The organism is Brevibacillus sp. JNUCC-41 (assembly GCF_014844095.1).
GTDB lineage: Bacteria > Bacillota > Bacilli > Bacillales > DSM-1321 > Peribacillus > Peribacillus aracenensis.
This window is the reverse complement of the sequence record NZ_CP062163.1, coordinates 5381302-5398716: the sequence shown is the minus strand read 5'-3', so window position 1 is coordinate 5398716 and position 17415 is coordinate 5381302. Positions and strand designations below refer to the sequence as shown.

Here is a 17415-nt window from a genome sequence, read left to right as displayed (position 1 = left end):
TCAACGTTCGAATTTTACAAACGCATAAAGACTGTAGGCAAACCGGATGAGAATCAAGTTTGCCTACAGTATGAGTTCGGATCTTTTTAATTCATTTTCCGATCTTATTGGCTGATGTTTCTTTAATGGATAAATATAACATCATCAATGTCACAAACCAACTAATGATGGAAGCGAATGGTACAATTGCTTGAAAAGCATCCATGATGGTGAAGAATACGGTGGCAAGCGTTATGCTGTATGCAGCGATTCTCCAAAGATGCCTATAGGAAAGGGGACGGCCAAGAGCATTTTTGAAAAAAAGACCGAAAGCGGCAAGGATTGTCACTTTAATGAAGATTCCGCTAGCAGTAAACAGGTATAATATAAGTAGAAGCAAGGGAAGGATGATCGGCAGCACAGATTCCACTGAATCAAGCCAAGTGGATATTTCCTGATTATCTCCCTCCAGAACTGAATATGTAGAGGATTGCACGTTGCCTCCGGATACGAAAACCAGATCAGACTTTAAAAGCGCGACAGCCTCATCAGCTTTTGCAGCTACATCTTCCGGGGTCAAGGTTCCCGTGCCATCTACAAAAATTTGATATCCGTTTTTATTCAGGCTAAATGGCTCATCTTTTTCAGTCGTCAACATGCCATTTTTGATTTCAAATGGCGGTAAGTCTTCGGATACTGTTTCATGCATGGCATCTATCCCGTCAGCTACCATTGTACCGAAATAAAAAGCTGAAGGGAGAAAGGCGATGAGACTTATAAAGAAAACGAATAAAATCGTTTTCCCGATACCTTGGTTTTGAAAGGAAGCGATATCTTTAGGAGAATATAAGCTTACCCAAAGTTGTTTGAATATGTTCAATGTTTTCAGCACCTAACTATATAAGATTCCTAACCAATTTTAACTATATCGGAAAAATAAAACAACCTGTATTCCGCTTCATTGGTTTCAATCATCAGTAATGAGGTAATTATGGAGAGATAAAGTCAAATCATAAATGATTTAGAAAGGGGCGTTTAGTTATGGATACACTATTTTGGATAATAATTACCCTCATGTTCATAATGGGATTTGTCGGTCTGATTTTTCCAATCATCCCAAGTGTTTTGTTCATTTTCGGCGGAATATTGTTATATGGACTATTTTATTCTTTTGAACCATTTGGCTGGTTTTTCTGGACGGTCCAAATTTTATTCGTCATCCTTTTATTCGCAGCTGATTATATTGCGAATATGGTCGGGGTCAAAAAGTATGGCGGCACGAAAGCGGGGATTTGGGGAAGTACGATAGGGCTTCTGGTCGGGCCATTCGTGATTCCGTTCGTCGGAATACTAATAGGTCCTTTCATCGGGGCATTCCTGGCTGAGATAATTGTACATAAAAAAGACCCGGTTACTGCTTCAAAAATCGGCCTTGGTTCCGTTGTAGGCTTTATAAGCAGCGTAATCACAAAAGGCATCATTCAACTTCTGATGATTGGATATTTTATATTCGTGGTTTTCTCATAGGAAATATAATCGAAAAATGAAAATTTGAGGCATAAGGTTTGAAACGGTTACAAAAATTTGATACTCTATTGCTAGCGAGCTTTAGGTATCTTTCGAGAACTGAAGCCCTCAAAAAAACAGCTTACATAGGGAGGAATTTTATTATGGCTTTTGAACTTCCACAATTACCGTATGCATATGATGCATTAGAACCGCACATCGACAAAGAAACAATGAACATTCACCACACTAAACATCACAACACATATGTGACAAACCTGAACAATGCGCTAGAAGGCAACCAAGAACTTCTAAGCAAAAGCGTTGAAGAAATCGTCGCTAACCTTGATGCAGTACCTGAAGCTGTTCGTACAGCTGTACGCAACAATGGTGGCGGACATGCTAACCACACTTTATTCTGGGAAATCCTTTCACCTAACGGCGGCGGACAACCAACTGGTGAATTAGCGGATGCTATCACTTCAAAATTCGGAAGCTTTGACAGCTTTAAAGAAGAGTTCGCTAAAGCGGCTACTACTCGTTTTGGATCTGGCTGGGCTTGGCTTGCAGTCAACAATGGCGAGTTGGAAGTAACTAGTACACCGAACCAAGACAATCCATTATCAGAAGGTAAAACACCGCTTCTTGGATTGGACGTTTGGGAACATGCTTACTACTTAAACTACCAAAACCGCCGTCCTGAATACATCAATTCTTTCTGGAATGTTGTAAACTGGGATGAAGTTGCAAAACGTTACAGTGCTGCAAAATAATTTGTAATTAAAAAAGACAGGATTCCTTATGTTAAAAGGAATCCTGTCTTTTTTTCGTTTCTTTTATCCGAACGGGAACATTAAAGGAAAATAATATAAAGGCAACTCGTATTGCTGTTTCGCCAAAAGAGTGAAAGAAATGCAGGAGTAAACGCTGCGAATTTAAGAGAAACGCACAAATTCACGAGTAAAATCTTCAAATTCACGAGTAAACACTCAAAACTCACGAGTAAAAGCCCGAAAATCACGAGTAAAAGCCCGAATTCACGAGTAACGTACAAAATCACGGGTAAACACTCCAATTCCTGAGTAAAATCTCGAAAATCACGAGTAAAATCTTCAAATTCACGAGTAAACACTCAAAACTCACGAGTAAAAGCCCGAAAATCACGAGTAAAAGCCCGAATTCACGAGTAACGTACAAAATCACGGGTAAACACTCCAATTCCTGAGTAAAATCTCGAAAATCACGAGTAAAATCTTCAAATTCACGAGTAAACACTCAAAACTCACGAGTAAAAGCCCGAAAATCACGAGTAAAAGCCCCGAATTCACGAGTAACACTCAAAACTCACGAGTAAAAGCCCGAAAATCACGAGTAAAAGCCCCGAATTCACGAGTAACGTACAAAATCACGGGTAAACACTCCAATTCCTGAGTAAAATCTCGAAAATCACGAGTAATATCTTCAAAATCACGAGTAAAAGCCCGAAATTTACGAGTAAAAGCCCCGAATTCACGAGTAAACACTCCAAATTCATGAACATCCCCTTCGTCTTCGCCCTCCGGCTCGCCAATCAAAGAGTTTTCTTTACACTGTTCTTGATTTAAAAGAAAGAGCCTTTAAGGAAAACAGTGTAAGGGCAACTGCTTCTCTGTCTTCGCCCTCCTGGCTCGCCAATCGAAGAGTTTTCTTTACACTGTTTTTGGATTTAAAAGAAAGAGCCTTTAAGGAAAACAGTGTAAGGACAACTGCTTCTCTGTCTTCGCCCTCCTGGCTCGCCAATCGAAGAGTTTTCTTTACCTTTTTTTACATAAATTCTTTTGTTTTTTCAAACACTAGAGTGGAATTTAAAGGAGAGTTAAAACAATGGGTATTTTAGAGAGATGGTTGGGTGAAGCGGGAGGGAAGAAGGATCTGCACCTCCTTTTGTTTATTGGCGGACTGTACAGCCTAAGTATTGCTTTATCCAATACATTCGTTAATGTGTACTTGTGGAAACAATCCGGTCAAATTGTTGATATTGCCGTGTATAATCTAACCGTGGTGCTATTTCAACCGCTGACTTTTGTCTTTGCTGGCAGGCTGGCGAAAAAGGTTGATCGAATCATTGTTTTGCGTCTGGGTGTTATTTTTTTGGCCCTATTTTATTTATCAGTCCTATTGGTCGGCACACGGGCTACAGAATTCCTTTGGTTGCTTGGCGGACTGTTAGGAATTGGTTATGGGTTTTATTGGCTTGCCTATAATGTATTGACTTTTGAGATAACTGAACCGGAAACAAGAGATTTCTTCAATGGTTTTTTAGGGATTCTATCATCATTTGGGGGAATGGTCGGTCCGATTCTTTCAGGGTTCATCATTTCGAGGCTAGAAAAATTCACGGGTTATTCCATTGTATTCGGATTGTCTTTGCTTTTGTTTTCCGTTGCGGTGTTTCTTAGCTTTTCGTTAAAAAGACGTCCAGCGCATGGCAGATACTGTTTCCTTCGGATATTGCAGGAACGGAAAAATAATCGGAATTGGCTCTTGATTACTCGTGCTCACTTTTTTCAAGGGATACGAGAGGGCACATTCATGTTCATCATTTCGATTATCGTTTTCATTCAGACGGAAAGTGAACTTGCATTAGGGAGCTATGGACTGTTAAATTCGGCCATATCATTCGTTGCGTATTTTTTAGCTTCACGATATATAAAACAACCGATGCGAAAAAAAGCAATTCTTATTGGAGGAATCCTGTTGTATGCAGGGGTCTTATTGATTGCATTTGATATCACATTCGGGAAGCTTCTCATTTATGGGGCAATTGTCGCTACCGCTTATCCAATTCTTTTGGTCCCTTATATATCATTGACTTATGACATTATAGGCCGCGCTTGGAAAGCAGCGGAAATGAGGATTGAATATATCGTTGTCAGGGAACTGTTCGTTCATATTGGAAGGATTGTATCCATATCAGGATTCATAATTTCCGTCATGTTATTCGACCTAAAGCAATTACTGCCGATTTATCTGTTAATCGTCGGTGCAGGGCATACCGTGATATATTGGTTTGTACGAAAAATCGATATCATTGACCAAGATTGAAAAGAGGCCTTAGCGGCCTCTTTTCAATATACATGACTTACGGTTTTAAGATTTATGAGCCGTAAGTCACTTTTTATGTAAAGTTCGTTAGTTGTTTAATATTTCTAGAACACTAAGGTAGAAAAAAATATAAATGTTCTATAGAATAGTATAGGACCTATTATGACTATGTAAAAAGGATGTGTGGCTTAGTGTGAATAAAAAGAAAAAGAAAAAGACGCATGTGCCTTTCAGATTGAATATTCTTTTCTTTTTAGTGTTTGTTTTGTTTTCCGCTTTAATTTTACGCTTGGGTGTTGTACAGATTGTTTATGGTGATGATTACCGGCGTGAGATTGAAAGAACAGAGGAAGTGACCGTGAATAATTCGGTGCCCCGTGGGAAAATGTATGACCGGAATTTAAAATTGATGGTCGATAACCAACCACTGGATGCAATTACATATACACGAAAGCAAGGTACGAAACAAACCGAAATGGTGGAAACGGCCGAGAAACTCGCGAAGTTGATCGAAAAGGAAACAGACAAAGTGACTGAGCGCGATAAAAAGGATTTTTGGATTTTGAAAAATCCAAAGCTGGCCGAGAAAAAGATAACGGATAAAGAACGGAAAAAAGTGGAAGAGGGCGAGATGGAAGAAAGTGATTTGTATAAGCTTCAGATTGAACGGATTACTGAAGAAGAAACAAAGCTTTCGGAAAAAGATCTGGAAGTCCTTGCCATCTACAGGGAATTTGCAAGCGGATATGCCCTTACCCCGCAAATTGTGAAAAACAAGAAAGTAACAAAAGAAGAATTCGCCAAGGTGAGTGAAAACCTTGATTCTCTCCCAGGGGTCGATATATCTACAGATTGGGATCGTTTTTATACATATAATAAAACACTTAAATCTGTATTGGGTAAAGTTTCCTCATCTGAAGAAGGGTTGCCCAGTGAAAGCCTGAACTACTACCTTGCACGTGATTACAGCCGGAATGACCGTGTAGGTAAGAGTTATATTGAGGCGCAATATGAAGATATCCTCCAAGGTCAGAAAGCGAAAGTAAGGAATGTGACCGATAAATCAGGAAATGTCGTCGATTCCGAAGTGGTTACCGAAGGTTCGCGAGGAAAAGATCTTATATTGACCGTTGATATGGATTTACAGCTTGCAACAGAGGAAATCATTGAAAAGCAATTGATCGCCAAGAAAAGAATGGGTAACACGAAATTCTTGGACAGGGCCTTTGTCGTCATGATGGATCCCGATACAGGGGAAGTATTAACGATGGCTGGCAAGAAATATGAGAAGGACCCAAAAACGGGGAAATCCTCGATTGAGGACTTCGCATTAGGAAATATCACGACTTCCTATACGATGGGTTCTGCGGTTAAAGGTGCTACCGTTCTAACCGGTTATCAGCAAGGTGCGATCCAGCCGGGTACGTACTTTTATGATACGAAGTTGAAAATCAAAGGTACACCGGCCAAAGGTTCGTATAGTAACTTCGGAAACATAAATGATTTGACAGCATTGAAGGTTTCTTCGAACGTTTATATGTTCAGAACGGCAATTAATATTGCAGGTGCGCATTATGTGCCGAATGAGCCATTGAATATTAGTTCAAGCGCCTTTTCGACCATGCGGAATTCATTTGCCCAGTTTGGCTTGGGTGTCCGCACGGGGATTGATCTCCCGAATGAAATGAGCGGGTTCAAAGGCTCCGAAACATCTCCAGGTAAGCTGCTTGACCTTGCTATCGGACAGTATGATACGTACACACCGATGCAGCTCGTGCAATATGTTTCAACCATTGCGAATGGCGGTAACCGCATGAAGCCACATATGGTCAAGGAAATCCGCGATCCAGTTGATAATAATGAGGAATTGGGACCTGTTGCCGAAGACGTTTCACCGACTGTCCTTAATCGTCTTGATATGAAGGAAGAGTGGATTGAACGTGTTCAGAGCGGTTTCGATAAAGTGGCGATGGAACAAGGCGGAACGGCTTATAAGTATTTTGGGAATAAATCGTATACAGTTGCAGCTAAAACCGGAACGGCGGAAGCATTCTATGACGGCCCGAACCGGTTGGATTATAGCGAGCCCCAAGAAACGATGAACATCACGCTTGTTGGCTATGCCCCAGCCAAAAATCCGGAGGTCGCTTTTGCGGTCGTTGTACCGTGGGCATACCAAGGACATACAGGCCACAGCATGAGTAAAGAGATAGGTGAAGAAATTATGGATACTTATTTCGAACTGAAAAAAGAACGGGCTAAAAAGGATAAGGAAAATACAGAAACCTCGACTGATTTGAAAGTGGAGAATGGTAAAGACGTTCAAAAGGATCAGGCTGAAGTTAGGAAAAGCCAAGAAAATGAATAAAAGGTTAAAACACACGTTTTTGGGTAAAACCGAAAACGTGTTTTTTTTGTGTGTTTTGAGAACGAGATCAGCGCAGTTTTTTCGTCTTTACAAATAAAACACAATTATTTACTGAATATTTACAAATGCTTTAAACGGAATTTACAGTCTGAAAGTATGATGTGAGAGTAGGACAAAATAATCATAAAAAATTCTTAGGGGGATTTACAAATGAGACGTTTCAAAGGTATGGCAATGACTGTAATGATGGGTGGAGTAATTGCAGTAGCGGCAGGTTGTGGATCCGATGACGCTAAGACAAGCAGCGGTGAAGGAAAAGGATCTAGCCAACTGCAGGGAGAAGTTATTACGGATGGTTCTTCAACGGTCTTTCCAATCATGGAGGCAGTTGCTGAAGAATATATGGGTACACAGCCTGATGTGAAGGTTTCAGTTGGATCGTCAGGAACAGGTGGGGGATTCAAGAAATTCATCGCTGGTGATACCGACCTGGCCAATGCATCCCGTCCGGTCAAAGAAGAGGAAAGTGCCTTACTTGATGAAAAGGGAGTTAAATATACAGAATTGAAACTGGCATTTGACGGGATTTCAATCGTCGCCAATAAAGATAATGAATTCATCGATTCACTAACAGTCGAAGAGCTTCAAAAACTGTGGGTGGATAATGGAAAGGTGAAGAAATGGTCTGATATACGTCCTGAATGGCCGAAGGAAGAAATTAAATTCTACTCTCCGGGAACAGATTCAGGCACATATGATTATTTCAATGAAGTGATCCTTGAAGAAAAACCGATGGTGGAAAATGCTACGCTTTCAGAAGATGATAATGTCCTTGTACAAGGTGTTGAAGGTGATAAAAATGCGATTGGATTCTTCGGTTATGCCTACTATGCAGAAAATAAGGATAAGTTAAAGATCATTTCCATCGATAATGGCAAAGGCGCTGTTGAGCCAACACATGAAACGATCAAAAGTGGGGAGTATGCACCATTATCACGTCCACTTTTCACATATGTAGCTAATAAGTCTGTAGCTGAAAAGGAACAAGTCGCAGATTATACTCAATTCGTCATTGAAAATGCAGGAGAGCTTGCTGAAGAAGTGGGTTATATCAGCCTGCCGGAAGAAGAATACCAGAAAGATCTTGATAAATTAAAAGAACTGGAAAAATAAACGATATTACAGGCTACTGAAATCCCGCCTTGATTCGATTAAGGCGGGGGTAACAGCTTGTAAATCCAAATATTGCGTGTCTGAAATGGAGGATGCAAGTTGGAACTTAGAAAAACAGAAACCTATTCTGTACAGCAAATGATCCTGGAAAAGAAAAGTAAGAAAAAAATAAATATGGAAAAAGTAATACCTAAGCTTTTGTTCCTTACGGCGGCAATTTCCGTTTTTACTACAATCGGGATCATCTTGACGCTTATATTTGAAACATTTATCTTTTTTGACAGAGTATCGATCGTCGAATTTTTTACAGAAGCTAAATGGCTGCCATTTGCATCTACACCTTCCTTTGGGATTATGCCCCTTATCGTGGGAACGCTGAAGATAACAGTCATAGCAGCGGTGGTTGCAGTTCCAGTTGGGCTTGCAACAGCCATTTTCTTGAGTGAATATGCATCAGAGAAAACACGGAGAATCATTAAGCCGATTTTAGAAGTTTTAGCTGGGATTCCTACTATCGTTTACGGTTTTTTTGCCTTAACTTTTGTAACACCGGTTTTACGGGATTTATTTCCTTCCCTTGACATGTTCAATGCCTTGAGTCCCGGGATCGTTGTAGGTATCATGATCATGCCGATGATAGCCTCATTGTCGGAAGATGCCCTTGTATCGGTACCTAAGTCGATTCGCGAAGGTGCGTATGCTTTAGGAGCAACGAAACTCGAAACGACAATAAAAGTGGTATTGCCAGCAGCCATTTCAGGAATTGTGGCATCCATCGTCCTTGCTTTATCAAGAGCGATCGGGGAAACCATGATTGTGAGTGTTGCCGGCGGCTCGACCCCGAATATGAGCATGGATGTCACTTCATCGATTCAAACGATGACCGCTTATATCGTTCAGGTCAGTTCAGGGGATGCAGGATACGGGACAACGATTTACTACAGCATATATGCGGTTGGAATGACACTGTTCGTCTTTACGCTTGTCATGAATTTACTGGCGCAGTTCATCTCTCGCAAGTTCAGGGAGGAATATTAAGACATGAAACTGATAAACAAAAGTCATGTTGCAAAAAAAATGCCTGCTAGGCTGGCTGTTAACACGATTTTTAAAGGATTATTCTTCTTGGCAACATTGGTTGGCCTCCTCGTATTGGCCATCTTATTTTATCGGATATTCACTCAAGGAATTGGCAGTCTGAATGGGGATTTCCTTCAGAATTTCGCTTCCAGGAAACCTGAAGAGGCTGGTATAAAAGCAGCACTGATCGGTTCAATATGGTTGATGGTAGTCGTGGCTCCAGTTTCTCTGCTGCTTGGTGTTGGAACGGCCATTTATTTAGAGGAATATGCCAGGAAGAATTGGATCACCACTTTTATCAAAGTGAATATTTCCAATCTGGCAGGTGTCCCCTCAATTGTATTTGGACTGCTGGGCTTAACGGTTTTCGTTCGTGCTCTAGCCTTGGACCGGTCCATATTGGCAGCAGGCTTGACCATGAGCCTGCTCGTTCTCCCGGTCATCATAGTAGCTGCCCAAGAGGCCATACGTGCCGTACCTCGTGATTTAAGAGAAGCTTCATTCGGAATGGGTGCAACAAAGTGGCAAACCATATTGAAAGTGGTCCTTCCGGCTGCGATACCTGGCATTTTAACTGGAGGAATACTTGCTTTGTCACGGGCAATCGGTGAAACGGCGCCATTGGTGGTGGTTGGCATACCAATGTTCATCGCCTTTCTGCCACAATCGGTCATGGATACATTTACAGTGCTGCCAATGCAGATCTATAATTGGACATCTCGTCCGCAGGAGGAATTCCAGCAGGTTGCTGCCGCGGGAATCATCGTACTACTCATCCTGTTAATAATCATGAATTCAATAGCGGTTATAATTCGAAATAAATTCCAGAAAAGATACTGATAGGAGGAAGGAAGCGTGAATATGACCTTAACGAGAGAAAAAGAGTCACCGGCAATCGGGATCGAAAATGCCGGATCAGCTGCCTTGATGGAAAAGGTGTATGAAACATCCAATCTCAATTTATGGTATGGAGAAAACCATGCTTTGAAAAATATTAATCTGGATATGCATCAAAATGAAGTGACCGCCATCATCGGGCCTTCAGGATGTGGGAAATCCACATACATCAAAACATTGAACCGTATGATAGAACTAGTCCCGGATGTGAAAACGACAGGACAGATTAAATATAGGAATAAAAATATCCTCGATCAGTCCTATAAGGTGGAAGATTTAAGGACACAGGTGGGGATGGTATTCCAAAAGCCTAATCCCTTCCCTAAATCAATTTATGAAAATGTTGTATACGGACCAAAGATCCATGGAATTAAAAATAAAAAAATTCTTGATGAGATCGTTGAAAAGAGTTTAAAAGGGGCAGCCATTTGGGATGAAGTGAAAGACCGTCTGCATGAAAATGCATATGGACTTTCAGGTGGACAGCAACAGCGCCTTTGTATTGCCAGATGTTTGGCAATCGAACCGGATGTCATTTTAATGGATGAACCGACTTCTGCCCTTGATCCGATATCCACTTTGAAAATAGAAGAATTGGTCCAAGAACTGAAAAAGGATTTCAGCATTATCATCGTTACCCATAACATGCAGCAGGCTGCACGTATTTCAGATAGAACGGCCTTCTTCTTAAATGGGGAAGTCATCGAATATTCTGATACAAACACCATCTTCTCTAATCCGAATGATAAAAGAACAGAAGATTACATTACCGGGCGCTTCGGTTAAAGAGAAAGGGAGATGCGATAATGATCGTTCGTGAAAATTTCGAACTTCAATTGAAAGAGCTACAGGAGAAAATCGTGAAATTGGCTAATTTAGCTTCAGGTGCCATATCGAAATCATATGCCGCACTAGAAAACAATAATGTAGATGATGCTCTTGAAGTTATCGATGATGATACAATAGCTGATTTACTGGAAGAGGAAATCAATGACTTTGCGATTTTACTGATTGCTAAGCAGCAGCCGGTTGCGATTGATTTAAGGCGCATCATTGCTGCCATAAAAATCGCCTCGGATATTGAAAGGATGGCGGACTTTGGTGTGAATATCGCTAAAGCATCCATCCGGATCGGTGACCAGCCATTCATTTTGCCTTTAACCCCTTTAAAGCAGATGCATGATATTACATTAAAGATGATTCAACTTTCAATAGAAGCATTCGAGAAGGAAGATGTTGTCCTTTCAAGGGAAATCATTGAAATGGATGATGAGGTTGATCGCTTTTATGGAGATATGATTCGAAGTCTCCTTCGTCTTTCAGATGAAAAAAACCTGCAGCAGGTTACACAGCTTTCCTTAATTGCCCGATATTTGGAAAGGACAGCGGACCATACAACGAATATCGCAGAGAATATTTACTTCCTGGTAAGAGGCAGATATATCAGCAGGAATGAATGAACCATCCTAAACTTAGGAAAAGAGAGGCTTTTTCTCGGACATCGTCCATTTAAAAGTCTCTCTTATTCATTAATGGGTCAAAGTATTGGACAATTGTCTATATGACATATTATTAGTAACAACAAACTCGCCGATTTGTATTTTTTTTGAGAAATCCCGGTCATTCATGTAAGCTTCGAATTCAGCAGCATCATTGATGATTTTTTCTTTGTAAAGGCTATCGGCAATTTCGGTTGTGGTCATATTCGTTTTCACTTTAATTGTATAGGAGACGATGGAAGGCTCTTTTTTCGAAGCCTCTTTCTCCACTAAATCCTTATCCGGATCCTTTGGTTGGACGGTCTTTGTAGCTTCCTCCATAGGAAGTGTAACGACGAATCCCTTCTTCACGAGAAATTCCTTAGCTTCCTCAGCAGTAGTGGGAGTGCCTGCGGATAATCCGGTGCCATAATAAAAGCTGGCAAAGATTGTTGTGGTAAAAATGATACCGGCGGAAAGACCTTGCAGTTTTGCTTTGTTCATTTTCATTCACCCCGCACTCTTTGCTGCTCGATCACTGATATGGTTTGTTCCTTCGTCAACGAGGATTGTCTAGCGATCTGGTCCAAAGAAAGACCTTGACTATATAAAGACAGAACCTGGCTTTTTAGAATTTCATGAATGGGTTCGATATCGTTGGGATTGACAGGTGATTTATCCTTTACAGGGGGAAGAATGTCGTCCTGGATAACGAATTCCTCTTCTAGAATCTTCACCTTCATCTTTAATTGATAGATATCCTGCATATACGTTAGTGTCATCTGTTCTAAATCTTCTTCTAATTTGGCAACTTTATCTTTACCGAAAAAGGAGATGATAAGAAGGACGATCGCTAATGAAAAAAGAAGGATGATAAGTGTTTCCATGTTTTCACCTCAGATGATAAATTTCGACAATATACTTATATTTTACACATATTTTTAAAAAAATGGAGATTTTCCTATTCTAAGTGGGCCTTATACTTCATTTTTTAAATAATATTGTCGAAAAGCCTTATGACCGTCGTTGAAGAAAAAAAAATAGGTATCAAAATGGAAAAAAAAACCTTTGAGAGATAACATACATAAAATTCGACAAAAAGTGTTTATTGTCCATAAGCCAATTCAGTGCTAACATAAAGATAGAATAAATAGAAAAAACAAAATATTATGAATAGTTAAAAAACGGTTGACCTATAAGAAAATGGTGTGCAGATTCTATAGTGGATTGTTTCACTGTCAGCGCCTAACGATAAGTTATATAAGGATAAATAAAGGGGAAGGGATGATTATTATGAATTCGCTATTCGCGTATATGCCGCAGGATAACCAGGATATATTTCGCAAGGGACTAAAGGTTGGACTATGGATGGATGAGAGTTTTGATTGGTATCCTGAGGAAGATATGATGAGTCATCCTAATGGAGAGATCCGGACACTTTCACAAACATATACCCAGGGGAAGGTGACCTTTTCGAAGTTCACGATTAGGAATACCTCATTCGAGACTAAGCGCCCTAAAGTGTTTTTTCACTATGAAAACGCTTTCGAAAGGCAGGCAGTAGCCTTTTACAGTCCGAATGAACGGGCGATTTTACATGTAGCCCCTCAATCGATTGCCTTATTGGGTGGATTGGTGAAAGGAAAAAGCATCTCTCAATATTGCATCCAAGGTAAGGGAAGCCTTTATCAAGAGGGATGCTTCAAATCATTGAAAGAAGGGCTCCTGGCTTATTCACCGCTCGCCAAAGGGGAAGTGACCAGCGTGTTTACGTTAGAGACGGAAATCTTACCGAAAGAATGTGTGGAAGCCGTGGCTTGGGTCATTCATGCTGAAACGAAAGAAGAAGCGAAAGTTATAAATAATCAGCTCCTCCTGACGATGCAAAACGTGAACAATTAAGAATTCAAAAAAGTTAATGTTGGATTTCCCAAAAAACATACTAGCAATTCGCATTGAATAATGGTATTATAGAAAAGTCCTATGTGAAAATGTCAATATGTTTGGAGGGAAATACACAATGCGCGTGAATATTACATTAGCTTGCACTGAATGTGGAGACCGTAACTATATTTCTAAAAAAAATAAACGTAACAATCCAGACCGTCTTGAGCTTAAAAAGTACTGCTCAAGAGAAAAACGCAGCACGACTCACCGTGAAACAAAGTAAGCAACAGGATTTTTCCTGTTGTTTTTTTTATTCATTTTTTTAATTCCTTCTATCTCACTTTCCTTTAGTGAATATTTTCAGAAAACGCTAATGATTCGGCAATTTCCGACACGGTATTTTCGAAAATGAACAAATATTATGAGATAATGATAGAAGTAGACTAAAGGAGTCGGAAGAGATGAGAGAAAACAAGAATAAGCTCCGTCAAGAAGTCAGGTCCCGTTTAATGGAGCTGACTAAAGAAGAACATGAGGAACTATCGAACAGAATCGCTGAAAACTTATTTTCACTGGAGGAATGGAAAAAAGCTGAAACAATTGGCATCACCATCTCCATCCCGCCTGAAGTTCCAACGGTACGGATCATCGAACAAGCATGGAATGAAGGAAAAGAAGTGGCTGTACCAAAATGTGATCCTGAAAAAAAGACAATGGAATTCAAAAAAATCTCGTCCTTCAATCAGCTGGAGTCTGTTTATTACGGATTGCTAGAACCAGTGGCTGATACAGCCAAGGCTCGCAAAGAGGATTTGGATGCATTGATCGTACCCGGTCTTGCTTTTACCAAGGAAGGGTATCGCCTAGGCTTTGGAGGAGGCTATTATGACCGTTTCCTATCCTATTACCGGGGAGATACATTGGCCCTTACATACGAGCTTCAATTAATGGATGAACTCCCGATAGAGGTACATGATATAGCGGTCGGCAAACTCATTACCCCATCCAGGGTTATACGCACGTATGCCCATTAAGAAGAAGATTATTAATTATCACTTTTAGCTCATAAAAATCCTGTCCTGTATCAAACTATTGATAGGAGGGATTGTTATGCTTCGATTAATTATTCAAATCTTCTTGGTAGGTTTAGTTGTTTATGCAGGTTACCAAAACCGGTATCGCCTGATAAATGTTGCGCTGTCCAACGGCATGCTGAGAAGATTTCTAGTGACAAAATCCTTGGATATGCCAATGTTCAGGGATAAAATGATGCAAAGCATGTTCACTCAGACTAAATGAGGATGCCAGCATCTTAAAAAGGAACCTGATCAGGGGTTCCTTTTTTATTTATAAGGATAGGGGGGAGTGGATTTTAACAGTCTCCTTTTTTACTTTTTACATGTTTTCGTCTATAGTTTTAATTAAAGAAACAGGAATTTTAAAAGCTTAAGTTTCATTGGAAAGTGGGGAAGGCATTGGGATTTAAAGAGGATTATTTGTTTTGGGAAACCATAAGGGAGTTGACTGCCCATTATGATTATCGAATGATCACTGTCACGGAAAACCATCAGGAGATTTGGCTTGAGAGCGATAAGAATAAGGAGTTTCCAGTCATAAGACTCATTCGACATGATTTGGATTGGGCTAATTGGCTGAAACGCGATATCGAACGAACATTGCAGAATGGGGAAAGGATCAGAAGGAAATTATACAAGAAGCCCATAAATATATTAAGTATCTATGTTAGTAAATTCGCCCCGGTGGATGATCATGAATTTAGTTCACGGGTGGCTTCCTTTAAAAAAACGAATGTTAACACGTTTCTTCTAACGTGTGAAAACTTTCATGATTCGTTGCAAAACCTTGAACTTGTTTTGAAAAAGCCACTTTCAATTCAAATTCGTGAAGAAAATGAAATAGATGAGGAAAAGGTCCTCGCAGTAAAGAAGGCCGCCATCTCGGAGTCAGTTAAAAAGGCTAAGGCAGAGCAAAAGGTATTTCAAAATGCCAATAAGCCATTCTTTACATATATATTCATGGCGATACAAATAGCTATATTCATCTTGATGGGGTTTAATGGAGGCAGCACCAATTCCAAAACTTTGATCGAGTTTGGTGCGAAATTTTCCCCTTATATCATACAAGGGGAATGGTGGCGGTTCTTTACACCGATGATCGTCCATATTGGGTTCATTCATTTACTGATGAATACATTTTCATTGTATTTAATCGGTGCTGAAGTTGAAAGGATTTATGGGAATGCCAGGTTCCTTATCATCTATATATTCGCTGGTTTCGCTGGAACTTTAGGAAGCTTCATCATGACCCCGAATCTATCCGCGGGAGCGAGCGGAGCCATTTTTGGCTGCTTTGGGGCACTTCTGTACTTTGGCATCGTCTATCCGAAATTATTCATGCGCTCGATGGGCTCATCGGTGATCGTGTTGATCATCATTAACTTAATATATGGTTTCACCGTTTCGGGAATTGATAATGCAGGACATATCGGAGGTTTGATCGGAGGGTTCTTGGCTGCTGGAGTGGTCCACCTGCCAAAATCCAAGAATATCTTTCGGCAGCTGGCTTTTCTGATAGGCACGGTAATACTGACCTATGCCCTGCTGCAATTTGGTTTCAATCATCAGGAAAGTGCAGCTATAGATGATAATACCATGGCCATAATGGCCCAGAAATATATAGATGATGATGAAGAGGACAAAGCGGAAGAGATGCTATTCAAATATGTGGATGCAAATCCTGAAGCACCGCTATCGCTTTTTATGCTGGGAAATTTATCTTTTGATAAAAAGGACATATACAAAGCAAGGGATTATTATGAAAAAGCGATTGAAAGTAATCCTGATTTGCATGAAGCCCATTACAATCTTGCCTTAGTGTACATGAATCTCGAATCATTCGATCAAGCTAAGGAGCAAGCTGATAAGGCCATTGAGCTTGCCCCGGATAATAAGTCATACACTAAACTTCTGGCGGAAATTGAAAAGCAACTATAACAACTTTTGACGCAACATGATTGGGGTACCGTCTTTCAAGGTAAACAAGACAAGTATTTCACTTTGATTCTTCGCCATAAGCAATAGGGGGGTGGTGCTACCTTGTGGAGTCACAGTGGATCCATCCTCCTTTTTTATTCCCAACACATAATTTTTGTAAAGACCTTCCCATAGTTTTCCCACGATTTCCTCCCGTTTGAATTGGGGAAAGGCTGCAAGCCATTGATTTTTCTTTGAGGGCAGATCTGTTAAAGAGATGATATTGTATTGTTCCAGATTAACCTGAAAAGCTTGACCAGCTTTCTCCAAACCATTTCGAACCGTTTGATCTGTCAAGCCGTCCAGCGTTTTTTTCCACTGAACCTGTTCTTCTGATAGGGGACGATGGAAAAATTGAAAAGCCGGTGTCGTTACTGTATAGAGTTTATCTTTACTGAGCTGCTGGGCACTGGTGAAAATTGTGTCACTCGGATGAACTTCGGCATAATGAAACGTTACCGCTTCATAACGCCCGCTCTCGGATTCTCTAGATTTTGCTTTTTGAGAGAGTTCTTGTTTATTTTGGCGCCAATTTTTTAAAGCTCCTGCCAATTTTCCATTTTTGTATAAAAGCGATACGTCCTGGCGTAAGTAAGCAGGCTGGTCCAAAGTAGACTCCACCCTCCAAGTGATGGTATAGGTGGAATCCCCGGTACCCTTCGGTGTCAGATGGGTGGAGGCATGTTCAAAATGGAGCGAGGAATCGATGGGAAAAAAAATGATGGTTTCCTCTGTCTGTTTATGATTCGATAAATAAAGGATGACAAAAATGGTGGTTAAAACCAAAAAGACGGTATACTTCAATTGTACTTTCATTTTTCCCCTCCGTTTTCACGCGTGATGAATGCATTAAAAACATTAAGCTGTTAAATCAAATCGAAAGAGTCCAAATTCTTGATATTTCATCATA

Annotated in this window: 20 protein-coding genes; 14 read left to right on the top strand and 6 right to left on the bottom strand. The window is 40.3% G+C overall.

The features are described from left to right. Positions 1–91 precede the first annotated feature (91 nt). The gene (locus JNUCC41_RS26095) at positions 92–859 is read right to left on the bottom strand and encodes a DUF1189 domain-containing protein (protein ID WP_192205553.1); all 768 of its coding nucleotides are present in this window, start codon (positions 857–859) and stop codon (positions 92–94) included. A 161-nt stretch (positions 860–1020) separates the two neighbouring features. Between JNUCC41_RS26095 and JNUCC41_RS26090 the strand changes: the two genes are divergently transcribed. Further along, on the top strand, positions 1021–1506 hold the full coding sequence (locus JNUCC41_RS26090) for a DUF456 domain-containing protein (protein ID WP_098369794.1): 486 nt from the start codon (positions 1021–1023) through the stop codon (positions 1504–1506). A 143-nt stretch (positions 1507–1649) separates the two neighbouring features. Further along, the gene (sodA, locus tag JNUCC41_RS26085) at positions 1650–2258 is read left to right on the top strand and encodes a superoxide dismutase SodA (RefSeq protein ID WP_034308436.1); all 609 of its coding nucleotides are present in this window, start codon (positions 1650–1652) and stop codon (positions 2256–2258) included. Between the two features lie 283 nt (positions 2259–2541). Here sodA and JNUCC41_RS26080 read toward each other — a convergent pair whose 3' ends face one another. Next, positions 2542–2760: a hypothetical protein gene (locus JNUCC41_RS26080; protein WP_192205552.1), complete on the bottom strand. Its 219-nt coding sequence runs from the start codon at positions 2758–2760 to the stop codon at positions 2542–2544. Between the two features lie 62 nt (positions 2761–2822). Further along, on the bottom strand, positions 2823–3059 hold the full coding sequence (locus JNUCC41_RS26075) for a hypothetical protein (RefSeq protein ID WP_192205550.1): 237 nt from the start codon (positions 3057–3059) through the stop codon (positions 2823–2825). Between the two features lie 289 nt (positions 3060–3348). On the opposite strand from JNUCC41_RS26075, the gene JNUCC41_RS26070 reads away from it, so the two are divergent. From JNUCC41_RS26070 to phoU, 7 genes are all read left to right on the top strand, one after another. Next, entirely contained in the window at positions 3349–4569 is a 1221-nt protein-coding gene (locus JNUCC41_RS26070) for an MFS transporter (protein ID WP_192205548.1), read from the top strand. 193 nt (positions 4570–4762) lie between these two features. Then, on the top strand, positions 4763–6937 hold the full coding sequence (locus tag JNUCC41_RS26065) for a peptidoglycan D,D-transpeptidase FtsI family protein (RefSeq protein ID WP_192205546.1): 2175 nt from the start codon (positions 4763–4765) through the stop codon (positions 6935–6937). 210 nt (positions 6938–7147) lie between these two features. Then, a complete protein-coding gene (locus tag JNUCC41_RS26060) occupies positions 7148–8110 on the top strand; it encodes a PstS family phosphate ABC transporter substrate-binding protein (protein WP_192205545.1) in 963 nt (320 codons plus the stop codon). 138 nt (positions 8111–8248) lie between these two features. After that, complete coding sequence (gene pstC / locus JNUCC41_RS26055) at positions 8249–9148, top strand: phosphate ABC transporter permease subunit PstC (RefSeq protein ID WP_076366295.1); 900 nt, start codon at positions 8249–8251, stop codon at positions 9146–9148. Between the two features lie 3 nt (positions 9149–9151). After that, a complete protein-coding gene (pstA, locus tag JNUCC41_RS26050) occupies positions 9152–10030 on the top strand; it encodes a phosphate ABC transporter permease PstA (protein ID WP_192205543.1) in 879 nt (292 codons plus the stop codon). A gap of 87 nt (positions 10031–10117) precedes the next feature. Beyond that, complete coding sequence (gene pstB, locus JNUCC41_RS26045) at positions 10118–10873, top strand: phosphate ABC transporter ATP-binding protein PstB (RefSeq protein ID WP_228467711.1); 756 nt, start codon at positions 10118–10120, stop codon at positions 10871–10873. Positions 10874–10893: 20 nt separating this feature from the next. Beyond that, a complete protein-coding gene (phoU, locus tag JNUCC41_RS26040) occupies positions 10894–11547 on the top strand; it encodes a phosphate signaling complex protein PhoU (protein WP_192205541.1) in 654 nt (217 codons plus the stop codon). A 69-nt stretch (positions 11548–11616) separates the two neighbouring features. Here phoU and JNUCC41_RS26035 read toward each other — a convergent pair whose 3' ends face one another. Together JNUCC41_RS26035 and JNUCC41_RS26030 are read right to left on the bottom strand one after the other, a co-directional pair. Then, a complete protein-coding gene (locus JNUCC41_RS26035; RefSeq protein WP_192205539.1) occupies positions 11617–12069 on the bottom strand; it encodes an endolytic transglycosylase MltG in 453 nt (150 codons plus the stop codon). A gap of 2 nt (positions 12070–12071) precedes the next feature. Beyond that, the gene (locus JNUCC41_RS26030) at positions 12072–12452 is read right to left on the bottom strand and encodes a hypothetical protein (RefSeq protein ID WP_192205537.1); all 381 of its coding nucleotides are present in this window, start codon (positions 12450–12452) and stop codon (positions 12072–12074) included. Between the two features lie 406 nt (positions 12453–12858). On the opposite strand from JNUCC41_RS26030, the gene JNUCC41_RS26025 reads away from it, so the two are divergent. From JNUCC41_RS26025 to JNUCC41_RS26005, 5 genes are all read left to right on the top strand, one after another. Beyond that, positions 12859–13467 (top strand): hypothetical protein, encoded by a 609-nt coding sequence (locus JNUCC41_RS26025; protein ID WP_192205535.1) that lies wholly within the window; start codon positions 12859–12861, stop codon positions 13465–13467. 118 nt (positions 13468–13585) lie between these two features. Next, positions 13586–13735: a 50S ribosomal protein L33 gene (gene rpmG, locus JNUCC41_RS26020; protein ID WP_028391797.1), complete on the top strand. Its 150-nt coding sequence runs from the start codon at positions 13586–13588 to the stop codon at positions 13733–13735. A gap of 178 nt (positions 13736–13913) precedes the next feature. Beyond that, positions 13914–14486: a 5-formyltetrahydrofolate cyclo-ligase gene (locus JNUCC41_RS26015; protein WP_192205534.1), complete on the top strand. Its 573-nt coding sequence runs from the start codon at positions 13914–13916 to the stop codon at positions 14484–14486. A 76-nt stretch (positions 14487–14562) separates the two neighbouring features. Beyond that, positions 14563–14751 (top strand): hypothetical protein, encoded by a 189-nt coding sequence (locus JNUCC41_RS26010; protein ID WP_192205532.1) that lies wholly within the window; start codon positions 14563–14565, stop codon positions 14749–14751. A 176-nt stretch (positions 14752–14927) separates the two neighbouring features. Then, positions 14928–16466 carry a rhomboid family intramembrane serine protease gene (locus JNUCC41_RS26005; RefSeq protein WP_192205530.1) on the top strand — a complete coding sequence of 513 codons (1539 nt, stop codon included), beginning with the start codon at positions 14928–14930 and terminating at the stop codon, positions 16464–16466. Here JNUCC41_RS26005 and JNUCC41_RS26000 read toward each other — a convergent pair. Beyond that, on the bottom strand, positions 16461–17321 hold the full coding sequence (locus JNUCC41_RS26000) for a hypothetical protein (protein WP_192205522.1): 861 nt from the start codon (positions 17319–17321) through the stop codon (positions 16461–16463). The two genes, JNUCC41_RS26005 and JNUCC41_RS26000, sit on opposite strands and share 6 nt — an antisense overlap. Positions 17322–17415: the final 94 nt, after the last annotated feature.